This window comes from Streptomyces sp. NPDC052012 (genome assembly GCF_040689265.1).
In the GTDB taxonomy this organism is placed as follows: Bacteria; Actinomycetota; Actinomycetes; order Streptomycetales; family Streptomycetaceae; genus Streptomyces.
Genome location: NZ_JBFAXA010000022.1, coordinates 1 through 12,504 on the forward strand (window position 1 = coordinate 1; position 12,504 = coordinate 12,504).

The 12,504-nt window shown below is 73.1% G+C and carries 10 protein-coding genes; 3 read left to right on the forward strand and 7 right to left on the reverse strand.

All coding sequences use genetic code 11. From position 1 onward, the window contains the following. The 3 genes from AB0412_RS27860 to AB0412_RS27870 form a co-directional block, all read right to left on the reverse strand. A partial coding sequence (locus tag AB0412_RS27860; RefSeq protein WP_366405337.1) for a carboxyl transferase domain-containing protein occupies positions 1-296 on the reverse strand: 296 nt, incomplete at its 3' end. A gap of 154 nt (positions 297-450) precedes the next feature. Next, complete coding sequence (locus tag AB0412_RS27865) at positions 451-2,724, reverse strand: polysaccharide lyase 8 family protein (protein WP_366405442.1); 2,274 nt, start codon at positions 2,722-2,724, stop codon at positions 451-453. 190 nt (positions 2,725-2,914) lie between these two features. Then, the gene (locus AB0412_RS27870; protein ID WP_366405338.1) at positions 2,915-3,760 is read right to left on the reverse strand and encodes an SDR family NAD(P)-dependent oxidoreductase; all 846 of its coding nucleotides are present in this window, start codon (positions 3,758-3,760) and stop codon (positions 2,915-2,917) included. A 310-nt stretch (positions 3,761-4,070) separates the two neighbouring features. Here AB0412_RS27870 and hpnR point away from each other — a divergent pair, with 310 nt between their 5' ends. Continuing rightward, the gene (gene hpnR / locus AB0412_RS27875; protein WP_366405339.1) at positions 4,071-5,570 is read left to right on the forward strand and encodes a hopanoid C-3 methylase HpnR; all 1,500 of its coding nucleotides are present in this window, start codon (positions 4,071-4,073) and stop codon (positions 5,568-5,570) included. Positions 5,571-5,595: 25 nt separating this feature from the next. Beyond that, complete coding sequence (locus AB0412_RS27880) at positions 5,596-6,459, forward strand: DMT family transporter (RefSeq protein ID WP_366405340.1); 864 nt, start codon at positions 5,596-5,598, stop codon at positions 6,457-6,459. Positions 6,460-6,528: 69 nt separating this feature from the next. Here the strand turns inward: AB0412_RS27880 and AB0412_RS27885 are convergent, their stop codons facing one another. Next, on the reverse strand, positions 6,529-7,818 hold the full coding sequence (locus AB0412_RS27885; protein ID WP_366405341.1) for a glycosyltransferase: 1,290 nt from the start codon (positions 7,816-7,818) through the stop codon (positions 6,529-6,531). Positions 7,819-7,972: 154 nt separating this feature from the next. On the opposite strand from AB0412_RS27885, the gene AB0412_RS27890 reads away from it, so the two are divergent. Then, positions 7,973-8,575: a YceI family protein gene (locus tag AB0412_RS27890; RefSeq protein ID WP_366405342.1), complete on the forward strand. Its 603-nt coding sequence runs from the start codon at positions 7,973-7,975 to the stop codon at positions 8,573-8,575. Between the two features lie 97 nt (positions 8,576-8,672). Here the strand turns inward: AB0412_RS27890 and AB0412_RS27895 are convergent, their stop codons facing one another. The 3 genes from AB0412_RS27895 to cimA all read right to left on the reverse strand — a co-directional run bounded on the left by AB0412_RS27895 (position 8,673) and on the right by cimA (position 12,387). Beyond that, entirely contained in the window at positions 8,673-9,245 is a 573-nt protein-coding gene (locus tag AB0412_RS27895) for a YdeI/OmpD-associated family protein (RefSeq protein WP_366405343.1), read from the reverse strand. A gap of 93 nt (positions 9,246-9,338) precedes the next feature. After that, positions 9,339-10,688: a hypothetical protein gene (locus tag AB0412_RS27900; protein WP_366405344.1), complete on the reverse strand. Its 1,350-nt coding sequence runs from the start codon at positions 10,686-10,688 to the stop codon at positions 9,339-9,341. A 94-nt stretch (positions 10,689-10,782) separates the two neighbouring features. Further along, positions 10,783-12,387 (reverse strand): citramalate synthase, encoded by a 1,605-nt coding sequence (gene cimA, locus AB0412_RS27905; protein ID WP_366405345.1) that lies wholly within the window; start codon positions 12,385-12,387, stop codon positions 10,783-10,785. Positions 12,388-12,504: the final 117 nt, after the last annotated feature.

The window sequence follows — 12,504 nt, forward strand, 5'->3', positions numbered from 1 at the left end:
CCCCAGCCGGTGATCACACCGTCCGTGTACGGCTTCTTGGCCTCCAGGCCGAAGCCCGTCGCCCGGTGCCGGCGCAGCTGCTCGACCTCACGGAAGGAACCCGCGTCCAGCAGCAGCTCGATCCGCTCCCGCGCCGTCAGCTTGCCCTTGGCGTGCTGCGCCGCCGTCGCCTTCTCGCTCGGGCCGGCCAGTGCCTGCGCGCGAATCTCGTGCAGTTCGGCCACGCGTCCGCGCGCGTCGGCCGGCTCACCCGCCATGTCGGTCGGTTCGCCCGGCGCCTCATCCAAAACGGTCATGTAGTGACCTTACGAAGCCCACCGGGGAATGCGAGCCGTCGACTCCTCACAGTCTCCGACGCGTTTTCCTGGTACCCCTGAACAGAACCACAGCGCCATGCAGGCGTTCCGACTGCTCAGAGGGCTTCGCGCTTGTAGGGGTCACACAAAGCCGTCAGCTGAGAGTCACCTCACATCCATGGGTGGTACATACCTCCCCCGGAGTGATGCGCAGCCTCAGACGGCGGCCGGTGGCGAGGACTTCCACCGTGTCGTCGGCCCGCACCGGCCCGCGCACCGGGTGATCCCAGATGATCTCCAGCCGTTCGCCCGTTCGGGTCGGTTCGCTCACGCAGAGGGTAGCGGTACGGCCCCGGCGGCGGAGCAGCACGCTCGCCGGAGCGGTGGAGGTGAGCCGGCCCGCGGTGCCCGGCTGCCAGAAGTTGGCGGCGGTGAGGCCGAGGGAGGGCACGGTGACGGCCTGTCGGGTGCGGTCGTTGGCGAGGATCCGCAGCCAGGGGCGGTCGGCGGCACGGCGGGTGACCCGGTGGCGGTCGGCGCCGGGCATCAGGACGTAGGCGTACGTGGCGTCGGTGGGGTCGGTGCCGTGGTCGAGCCACAGGGTCTGCCAGCGGCGGGTACGGCGTTCGGTGGTGCTGGTGGTGTTGATGTCGGACCAGGCTCCGGTGCGGTCCTCGCGCAGGGTCCGCAGGTCGCCGTCGAGGATCAGCCAGCCGCCGTGGCCGTCGAGGTGCGCCCAGTTCGAGCCGCGGGCCAGGGCGTTGGTGCCGCCCTGGCCCAGATTGCGGTTGTCGACGATCGTCTCGACCGGGACGCCGTCGGTGCAGGTGATGCCGGCGCCGAGGCAGATCACCGCGTCCGCCGCGCAGAACCAGGACTTGCGGGCGTCGAGGGTGGAGCCGAGGCCCTCGAGGTGCTGGCCGATCGCCGCGTACTCCCCGTCGGTGGTGCCGCCGACCCACCGCACGTCCGGTCTCGGCGCGCCCCACTCGCCGCCCGCGCGGTCGGGCAGGCGCCGGGTGGAGACGGTGGTGCCGGGCAGGCGGTACCAGTCGACGGTGGGCCAGAACCAGTCCGTGTACTGGTCGCCGAGGCCGGGCGCCCACCAGGTGAGCATTCCGGCGCCGGTGTGCCAGCCGCGGGGGTTCTCGCCGTTGCCGCACTCGTAGTGGGCGATGCGGTCGCTGGCCATGGCGATGTTCGCGGTGAAGCCGGGGCGGCGGTGCACGGCGCGGTCCATGGCCGCGAAGAGGCGGTGGCCGGTGGGTTCGGGCGCGGCGGGGAGCGGGGAGGCGGCGATGGCGTGCAGGCGGGCGAGGTCGGCGACGCCGTACTGGCGGGCGGTCAGGATCGGGGACACGGTGTCGCGTTCGATCCAGCCCTTCACGCGTGCGTGCCAGCGGTCGCGCTCGGCGGGACTCGCGGCCCCGGCGAGGACGGCGACGGCCGCGATGAGCTGCTGGCCGTGGAAGTGGTCGGAGCGCATGACGTGCCGGTCGTCGCTCTTGAGGTAACCGCGGCTGATGGCGCGGCCGTTGACGCTGTCCATGACCAGGCCGTCGTGGATGAGCGGCGCGTAGGCGTGCTCGACGCTGTCCAGGATGATCTGACGGTTCGGGTCGGTGACGGCCCAGTCGGAACCGGCGAGCAGCGTGAAGAGGCGGCCGAGGCCGTCGAGCATGACCTGTCCGTAGGTGCCGGAGTACGCGACCCAGGTGTGCTGCACGAACGATCCGTCGGCGTGGAGGCCGTCGCCCCGGGTGACGTACGGGAAGACCGGCGAGAGCGCGTCCCGGGCGAGAGCGATCCTGTCGGGGGCGCGGCCGAGGATGCCGCGCAGGGCGACCGAGCGGCACAGGTCGACGCGGTTGGCGCCGGTGGAGGTGCCGGAGTAGTCGGTGAGCGCGGAGTCGGGGATGAAGTGGTCGATGGCGGCGCAGGTGGCGTCGATCCGGTCGGGGCCCAGCTCGTCGTACAGGGCGGCGGTGATGTCGGTGAGGAGGCGGGGGCTGCCGATCTGCCATTCCCACCAGTTGCCGTAGCGGGTGGTGGCGGGGTGGTAGACGGTGGCGGAGAGGTGGTCGAGGCCGCGCAGGACGGCGGCGAGGAGGGCGGGGTCGCCGGTCGATCCGGTGCCCTGCTGGACGTACGCCTGGGTCATGGTCCACAGGCGGCTGTAGCTGAGGGTGATCCCTGCGGGCGGGTCGAAGGGGTGACCGGGCCAGAGGGAGTCGGGGGCCGGGGCCATGCCGGCCATGAGGCCACGGGCCTGCGTGCCGGTCTCGGCGAGCCGGGAGGCGTACGGCTCGGCTGCCGGGTCGTACCCGTCGCCGAGCGCGAGGGTGAGCCAGCGCAGGCGGAGGGCCTCGTAGGGATCCGCCGTCCGGGCTCCGGGCGCGGGCGGCGAGGGCGCGGCGCCGCCGGTCATCGCGAGTGCGGCCACCGCGCCCAGCAGCGCCCGCCGAGTCGTCCGCGGCACCGTCCACCGCCCGGCCCGCCCGAGTCCGGCGCCGCGCTCCTCGTAGCTGCCCATGACTGCCCCCGGTCGGACGGACGGAACGGACCGTCCAGGACCCTACCCACGCCCCCGGTGCCACAGGCGCAGGCGCGGGCGTCCCTCAGCCGAAGCGGTTCAGCAGCCTGCGGTACAAGCGGGGGGTGAGGGCCCGGACGCGGTTGGGGAGGGTGAGCCAGGTGGGGATGTAGGCCTCGTCGCGGGACTCGGTGACGGCCTGCCAGATGGTGGCCGCCACGTGGGCCGGGGGCGTGGGGCGGGGGTGGGAGCGGTGGTAGGGACGGCCTCGGCGGGCGAAGAAGCTCGTGTCGACCGGGCCGGGGACGACGAGCGTCACGCCCACGCCCGTGCCGAGCAGTTCCTGGCGCAGTGCCTCGGCGAAGACGGCCAGGCCGGCCTTGGCCGCCGAGTACACCGCTTCCTCCCGTACGCCGACCGCTCCCGCGACCGAGCCGATGAGCACCACCCGGCCGTGACCGGCCGCCACCATGGACGGAAGCACCTCGCGGACCAGGTGCAGGGTCGCGTTGAGGTCGAGGGCCAGCACGCGGTCGATGTCGGTGTGCGGCATGGTCAGGAACGGCCCGGCCCACCCGATTCCGGCGCCGGCGACCAGCAGGTCGATCCGGCCGGTCTCCCGCAGCGCGGCCTGCGCCAGCAGCCGCGGTCCGTCCGGAGCGGCGAGGTCGGCGGGCAGGACGACCGCCGACGTGCCGGTGGCCGTCTCCTCCAGCCGGCGCCGGTCGCGCCCGCTGAGCAGCAGATGCCACCCGTCGGCGGCGAAGCGCCGCGCCGTGGCCGCGCCGATGCCGGACGAGGCGCCGGTGACGAGGGCGACACTGCGGTCCGTGCGCGGTCGGGGGCCGTGGCCGCGCACCGGGGCGGCGGTGACGCGGCGTGCGGGGTCGGCCGGGGGGTCGTAGGTGGAGCCGGAGCCGGTGGTGGTCACGAGGCGGTCTCCCTGCGCTGTTCGGTCCGCTCTTGTCTCGTCGTCGCGGCGGGTCCTCGTCTTCCAGGACACCCCGACTCCGGCACCCTCCGCCAGTGCTGGAGGTCCGTCCGCCGGGCCCCGGCCCACCGGTCCGGCGCCCTGCGCCGCGCCCTCCCCCGGCCCCGCGGCCCGTACGGCAGGACCACCCCTGCGGGCCGTGGGGTGCCGCCAGGCGGGCGTATGCGGAGTACGGGCGCTGGTTTGCCGGGATACGAAGGGGACACCCTTCCGTCTCCGGCTGAGTCCGGCTCCCCGTGGCGAGGTCATCGTGCGTCTGCTGCTCGTCCACCCCAGTGCCCTGATGTACTCCGAGATCTTCCTCCGGCTCGAACCCCTGGGTCTGGAGCGGGTGGCGGGCGCCGCCCGCGAGGCCGGGCACGAGGTGCGGGTCGTCGACCTCCAGGTGCTGGGCGTCGGGCGGCTGCGCGCGGAGGTGCGGTCCTTCCGGCCGGAGGCCCTCGGGATCTCGCTGAACTACCTGGCGAACATCCCGGAGGCGATCGCCCTGGCCAAACGGGTGAAGCAGGAGGTGCCGGGCTGTTTCGTGTTCCTCGGCGGGCACAGCGTGTCCTTCGTCGCGGAGGAGGTGCTCCAGCAGGCGGAGGGCGCGGTGGACGCGGTGGTGCGCGGCGAGGGCGAACCGGCGGTGGGTCCGCTGCTGGAGGCGGTGCGCGACGGTGGCGTGGACGGTGTGCCGGGGATCGTCACCGCCGCCGGGCGCGGGCCCGCGCCGCTGATGCTGCACGGCATCGACGCCCCGCTGCCGGCGCGGGACCTGATGCGGGCCCGGCGGCGCTACTTCATCGGTGAGCTGGACCCCTGTGCCTCGATCGAGTTCACCCGCGGCTGCCCCTGGGACTGCTCGTTCTGCTCCGCGTGGACGTTCTACGGCCGCAGCTACCGCAAGGCGTCACCCGAGGCGGCGGCGGAGGACCTGGCGCGGATCCGTGAGCCGAACGTGTTCATCGTGGACGACGTGGCCTTCATCCGGCCCGAGCACGGGGACGCGATCGCCGCCGAGGTGGAGCGGCGCGGCATCCGCAAGCGGTACTACCTGGAGACGCGGGCCGACGTCCTGCTGCGGCACCCGGAGGTGTTCGAGCGGTGGGCGCGGCTCGGCCTGCGCTACATGTTCCTCGGCATGGAGGCGATCGACGCCGAGGGGCTCGACCTGTACCGCAAGCGGGTCAGCCCGGACGAGAACTTCGAGGCGCTTCAGACGGCGCGGCGCCTCGGCATCAAGGTCGCCATCAATCTGATCGTGGATCCGGCGTGGGACGAGGAGCGGTTCCGGGTGGTGCGGGAGTTCGCGCTGGCCGTGCCGGAGATCGTGCACTTCACGGTGATGACGCCGTATCCGGGCACCGAGATCTGGCACACCGAGGCGCGCCGGCTCACCACGCGCGACTACCGCCTGTTCGACATCCAGCACGCGGTGGTGCCGACCACGCTGCCGCTGGACCGCTTCTACGAGGAGCTGGTGCGCACGCAGGCCGTCATCAACCGCAAGCACCTGGGGGTGCGCACGGCGTTCGGCGCGGCGCGCGTGCTGGGCCGGAACCTGCTGCACGGGCAGACGAACTTCGCGCGCATGCTGTGGAAGTTCAACCAGGTCTACAACCCGCGCCGGCAGTTCGCCGACCACGCCCGTCCGGTGCGCTACGAACTGCCGCTGCCGCAGCGCATCGACGTGGGCGACCGGCGCAAGCTGTACGTCCACACGCGGGGCGCGACGCAGGGCGCGCCGAGCCGCAGGAGCCCGGACTAGCCCGCGTCCGGGTGCTGTCTCCGTCATGGCGATCGCCGTTCTCGCCTCCCTCGCCGCCGGGGTCTGCTTCGCGGTGGCGGGCGTGCTGCAGCAGTGGGCGGCGTCGGCGCGGCCGGACTCGGAGGCGCTGACGGTACGGCTGCTGGGGCATCTGGTGCGCGATCCCCTGTGGTTGTGCGGGATCGGGCTCGCGGTGGTGGCGTACGGGTTCCAGTCGCTGGCGCTGGCGTTCGGGCCGTTGAGTCTGGTGCAGCCCCTGATCGTCGCCGAGCTGGTCTTCGCGGTGCCGCTGTCGGCGCGGCTGCACCGGATGCGGCTGGGGCGGCGCGAGTGGTGGGGAACGGGGGCGGTGGCGGTCGGGCTGGCGCTGGCGCTGGCGTCGGCCCGCCCGCACGGGGGTGATCCGGAGGCGGCCGGGGCGGTGTCGTGGGCGCTGGTCGTCGGGGCGGTCACGGCGGGGGCCTGCGGGGCGTTGGTGATCGCGAGGAGGCTGGACGGCCCCTGGAAGGCGTCGGCCACGGCGCTGGCCGCCGGGGCGGTGATGGGCACGCAGTCGGTGCTGCTGGCGGCGACGGTGGACAAGCTGCGGCACGGGCTGGTCGCGGCACTGGGGGCGTGGCAGACGTACGCGCTGGTGGTGGCGAGTGTGTGCGGGCTGCTGCTGATCCAGACCGCGTTTCAGCAGGGGCCGCTGGCGGCGAGCATGACCGTGCTGGACGCGACGGAGCCGGTGGTGGCGGTGACCGTGGGGACGGTGCTGTTCGGGGAGTCGGTCCATGTGGGGTGGCCGGTGTCGGGGGTGACGCTGGCGGGGCTGGCGCTGGTGGGGTGGGGGATCGTACGGCTGGACACGTCACCGGTGATCGCGGCGCTGCACGGGCGCCGGTGAGGGGCCCGGCCGGGGGGAGGTGCCGCTCGCTCGCGCCGGCGGTCGGCATGCGACGGACGGCAGCTGGAGCTACCCAGGGGCGCGGGGAACTGCGCGACCAGCCCCCACCGGGCCGCGGTCGGCGGCGGCCGCCCAGATCGGCAGGAGGTCTTCCTCCAGCACTCGGTCCCACGTCGGGTGAGCCCTTCTGGCTGTGGCGGCTGCTGCTCCTCGGAGGGCTTCCCGGCGCTCGGGGTCGTCGGCCAGCGCGCACAGAGCGTCCGCCCAGGCCCCGGGCTCGTCGGCCGGCACCACCACCCCGTCCCGGCCCGGTGCCGTCAGCCAGCTCGTCGTCCGGGCGCCCTCCGGGAGGACCACCGCCAGACCGCTCGCCATCGCCTCCGCGACGACGTTGCCGCTGGTCTCCGTGCGGGAGGGGAAGGCGAAGATGTCGCACGCCGCGTACACCCGCGCGAGGCGGTCCTGCGGGACGGGGCCGAGGAGGGTGGCGTCGGGGCCGAGGGTCCGCCGGATCGCCGGCTCCTCCGCGCCGGAGCCCGCGGCGACGAGGTGCACGGCCCTGCCCCTGTCACGCAGCAGCCGCAGGCTCTCCGTCAGCAGCGGCACGCCCTTGGTGGCGTCCAGGCGGCCGGCGAACAGCACCAGCGGGCGGTCGACCGGGACGCCGTACGTGCGGGCGAGCCAGGTGCGGGCACCGTCGTCGGGACGGAACCGGGCGTGGTCGGTGCCACGGCGCAGCAGGGCGACCCGGTGCGGCCCGAGGACGGCGGCGAGTTCCGCGCGGGCTTCCGGGGTGGGGACGAGCACCTTCTCGCAGGCGTGCAGGAGCCGGTCCCGGCGCCGGCGCAGGGCGCGTTCCGCGCGGTCGGCGAGGAGGTCGCCCACGGCCGGGTGCGAGCCCGGCAGCCACCGGTCGGCCAGGTAGCGGGCGTAGACGGAGGCCAGCAGGGGGACGTCGGTGTGCACGGAGGCGAGGAGCCGGGGCGGCCGGGCGGGTTGGCGGCGGGCGAGCCGTACGGCGGTGGCGGCGAAGGCGAAGCTGTGGGTGAGGTGCCAGACGTCGTGCCGGGGCAGCAGCGCGGCGAGCCGGGGATGGTGGGGCGCGAGGTCACAGACGTCCTCGGCGCTGTCCGCCGATCGCGTGGGCGCCGAGCTGAGCACGGGCCGGAGCATGACGAGCCGGACGTGCGGGGCGAGGTGCTCGACGTGTTCGCGCTCGCCGAGGAAGTAGACCGTGAGGTCCAGATCGCCGGCGGCGGGCAGGCGGGCGGCACTGTGCGCGAAGTGCTCCCAGCACTTCACCTGGCCGCCCGACATCTCGCGGCGCAGCAGCTCCACCAGAACCGCGACGGAGGACACGCCCGCCGTGTACCACCCCTTCGGGTGATCCAATCCCGACACGCCGCCAAAGATGTTGAATATTGAAGGGAATAGGTCTACGGTAGGCCTCGTTGAAGTAGTTGAACATTCAACGTGATCTCGCCGATCGCGTCCCGTCCCCAGGAGGAACACCATGGGCATCTTCAGCCGCAGCAACGACACCACCGCCACCGCGACCACCGCCGTGAGCCCGGACCTCGCCGCCCTGACCGGCGACTACACGATCGACCCCGCGCACACCACCATCGGTTTCGTCGCCCGGCACGCCATGGTGACCAACGTCAAGGGCGGCTTCCAGGAGTTCAGCGGCACCCTGCACCTGGACGGCACCGACCCGTCCAACTCCACCGCCTCGCTCGACGTCGTGATGGACAGCATCGACACCGGCAACGCCGACCGTGACGGCCACCTGAAGAGCGCCGACTTCTTCAGGACGGACGAGTTCCCGACGATGACCTTCCGCTCGACCAAGGCGGAAGCCCTCGGCGGCGACGACTACCGCATCACCGGTGACCTGACGATCCTCGGCACCACCCGGCCGATCACCATCGACCTCGAGTTCAACGGCGCCGCGAAGGACCCGTTCGGCAACGAGCGCGTCGGGTTCGAGGGCAAGGCCGAGATCCTGCGCTCGGAGTGGGGCCTGACCTGGAACGCGGCGCTGGAGACGGGCGGCGTCCTGGTCTCCGACAAGATCAAGCTGAACTTCGACATCTCCGCGATCCGCAACGCCTGACCCCGCCACCGGCACCCCGGAGCGCGCCCGCCCCCCACTCCCCCGTACGGGAGGGCGGGCGCTCGGCGTGTCCGGCCTCGTGGCGCCCGCCCGACGCTCAGTCGCTCCCGGCCGCCAGCCGCTCGATGGCCGCGCGGATCCGGTCCTCCCTGCTCTGCGGGGTCCGTGCGCGCAGGACCTCCAGCATGGCGAGATACCGCCCGGTCCTGCCCAGCGCGTCGAACCCCGCCTTCGCCCGCGGGTTCCGCTCCAGCTCCGCCGCGAGATCCTCCGGCACGGCGGCCTCCTTCTGCGAGACGTACGCCGCCTCCCACCGTCCGTCCGCCTTGGCGGCGTCGATCTCCGCGAAACCGCCCGGCCGCATCCGTCCCTGCTCGATCAGCTCCTCCACCCGGCGCACATTGACCATGGACCACAGACTGCCCGGCCGGCGCGGGGTGATCCGCTGGAGGAAGTAGACGTCGTCGAGGCCCTTGCGCTGCCCGGTGATCCACCCGTGGCACAGGGCGACGTCGTTGACGTCACCGGCGCTGAGGGAAGCGACGCCCGTTCCCTTCTTCGCGACCTTGACCCACAGGCCGGGGTGCGGTGCGGGGTGGTCGCTCAGCCAGGCGTCGAGGCCGTCGGCGGTCTCGAAGGCGAGGGGCTGTGTGCCGTCCGAAGGGGTCATGAGCCGACCCTAGGCGGTATCGAGGTCAGTTTCTGTCCTCGATACCGCCCGCTCCAGCCGACGGCGGTGGCGGCGTCGTGGTGGCACCGAGTCTCAGAATCCGCCGCCGAAATCGCCGCCGCCGCCGAAGTCACCGCCACCGAAGCCACCGCCGAAATCGCCGCCGAAGTCGCCGCTGCCGAAGTCCGCACCGGAGACGTCACCGCCCTCGTAGCCGCCGAAGTCCCCGTAGCCGGAGCCGTAATCGGCCGAGTAGGCGGGGGTGGCCATCATGCTGCCGAGCATGGTGCCGATGAGGAGGCCGGGCAGGATGCCGCCGCCGAAGTAGCCGCCCGCCCAGGGGCCGTAGGCGGGACCCGCCTCCCAGTAGGGGCGGCGGCCGTAGTCGGTGTCCACCTCGCGGACCGCCGGGTCCCGGCCCTCGGCCAGGCGCGTGCGGTCCGCCTCGCAGACCGGGACCTCGCGCTCGGCCCCGCCGGGGGGCGTCCAGGTGGCGTCCGCGACCGAGGGGCCGTGGCGCGGGTCGAAGAAGCAGGGCGGGCGGCGCTGCGGCAGCGGGCGCCCCTCGCGGCGGGCGGCGAGCGAGGCCAGCGCGAAGCGGCCGTCCTCCACGGCCTGGGTGACCGCCCGGACGTCCTCGGGCTTGCGGGCGGCCTCCATGAGCCGCTTGGACTGCTCGTAGGCGTCCAGCGCGTGTTCGTAGTCCCTGCGCATCGCGTCGTCGGCGCCGGGCTCGCCCGGGTGGAAGTCGAGGCGGTCGAGTTCCTCGCCGAAGGCGGTGATGTCCTCGTCGACCACCACGCGCAGCTTCTCCAGCGCGGCCCGCTGCTCCTCCTCGTGGCGCCGCCGGTTGCGGCGGACCACGGCGTACGCGCCCGCACCGCCGGCCGCGAGCAGCGCGCCGACGGTGATCAGACCGCCGACCGGCACGTCCGAGCCGCCCTCGCTCCACGAACTCGGCCCGGTACCGCCGATGTTGCGCAGCGCGTCGTCGACGAAGTCGTTCAGCTGGGCCTTCGCGTCCCCGGCGCCCTGGGCGGTGGAGACCAGGTTGCGCACGCCCTGGTTGCTCAGCACGCTGCTGTCGGCGCGGGCGTCGAAGTCGTCGCCGAGCCGCACGCCGTACAGGCCGGTGATGCCGGTCTCGGTGCGCAGGTTCCGCCAGAACTGGTCGCCGGTCGGATAGTCCGCCGGGAGGACGGCGACGAAGACCGGCTTGTCGGCGTCCTCGATCTTGTCGGCGAGGGCCTCCGCGTCCGACTCGGCCAGGATGTCCCGGGCCTCGGGGTCGACGTAGACCGGACTCTCGCGCAGCGCTTCGGCGACGGTGTTCAGGTCGGTGGCCGCGTGCGCACCCGGCGCACCGGCCAGCAGCGCCGCCAGTGCGGCGGCGATCGGCACGATCAGCAGGCGTACGACGGTACGCGTCAGCGCGGCCCTCATATGTTCGAAGCTACCCGAACGGGGACGAAAACGGGCATCCGGTCCCGGCGGAAATTGCGCCGCGCGTCCGCCGGGACCGGCCACCGGGCGACTGCTACGCGGCCGGTTCGACGCCCGCCCGCAGCAGCCCGTAGGTGTAGGCGTCCTCCAGGGCCTGCCAGGACGCGGCGATGACGTTGTCCGCGACGCCGACCGTGGACCACTCCCCCGCCCCGTCGGACGTGGAGATCAGGACCCGGGTGGTGGACTGGGTGCCGTGCTTGCCCTCGAGGATGCGGACCTTGTAGTCGACCAGCTCCAGCTTGGCGAGCTGCGGGTAGATCTTCTCCAGGGCGACCCGCAGGGCGCGGTCGAGGGCGTTGACCGGGCCGTTGCCCTCGGCGGTGGCGACGATGCGCTCGCTCTTCGCCCACAGCTTCACCGTGGCCTCGTTCGCGTGGCTGCCGTCGGGACGGTCCTCGACGATCGCGCGCCAGGACTCGACCTCGAAGTACTTCAGCGGCCTGCCCTCGGCCTCCGCGCGCAGCAGCAGCTCGAAGGAGGCGTCGGCGGCCTCGTAGGTGTAGCCCTTGAGCTCGCGCTCCTTGACCCGCTCGACGACCCGGGCGACCAGCTCGCGGTCGTCGCCGAGGTCGATGCCGAGTTCCTTGCCCTTGAGCTCGATGGAGGCGCGGCCCGCCATGTCGGAGACCAGCATCCGCATGGTGTTGCCGACCTGCTCGGGGTCGATGTGCTGGTACAGGTCCGGGTCGACCTTGATGGCGGAGGCGTGCAGTCCGGCCTTGTGCGCGAAGGCGGAGACGCCGACGTACGGCTGGTGGGTGGAGGGGGTGAGGTTGACGACCTCGGCGATGGCGTGCGAGATACGGGTCATCTCGCGCAGCCGGCCCTCGGGCAGCACCTTCTTGCCGTACTTCAGCTCCAGCGCGGCGACGACCGGGAAGAGGTTGGCGTTGCCGACCCGCTCGCCGTAGCCGTTGGCCGTGCACTGCACGTGCGTGGCGCCCGCGTCGACGGCGGCGAGGGTGTTGGCGACCGCGCAGCCGGTGTCGTCCTGGGCGTGGATGCCGAGGCGGGCGCCGGTGTCGGCGAGCACGGTGGCGACGACGGCCTGGACCTGCGCGGGGAGCATGCCGCCGTTGGTGTCGCACAGGATCACGACGTCGGCGCCGGCCTCGGAGGCGGTGCGGACGACGGCCTTGGCGTACTCGGGGTTGGCGCGGTAGCCGTCGAAGAAGTGCTCGCAGTCGACGAAGACCCGGCGGCCCTGCCCCCGCAGGAAGGCGACCGTGTCGCGGACCATCTCCAGGTTCTCGTCGAGGGTGGTGCGCAGGGCGAGTTCGACATGCCGGTCGTGGGACTTGGCGACGAGCGTGATCACCGGGGCGCCGGAGTCCAGCAGGGCCCTGACCTGGGGGTCCTTCTCAGCGGTGGTGCCCGCGCGGCGGGTGGAGCCGAAGGCGACCAGCTGGGCGTGCTGGAACTCGATCTCCTGCCGCGCACGGGCGAAGAACTCGGTGTCCCGCGGGTTGGCGCCGGGCCAGCCGCCCTCGATGAAGCCCACGCCGAACTCGTCCAGGTGCCGTGCGATGGCCAGCTTGTCGGCGACCGTGAGGTTGATGCCCTCGCGCTGGGCGCCGTCGCGCAGAGTGGTGTCGAAGACGTGGAACGAGTCGTCGAGCTCGCTGGTTGCGGTCATGGTCTGAAGGCTCCTGATGTTGGATCTCGGTCTACCGGAATGACCGGCTCCACCGTCCCCCCATGGTCCCTCGCGCTCGTCTCCCGGCGGCGGGTGGGGCCGGGAAACAGAAAAACC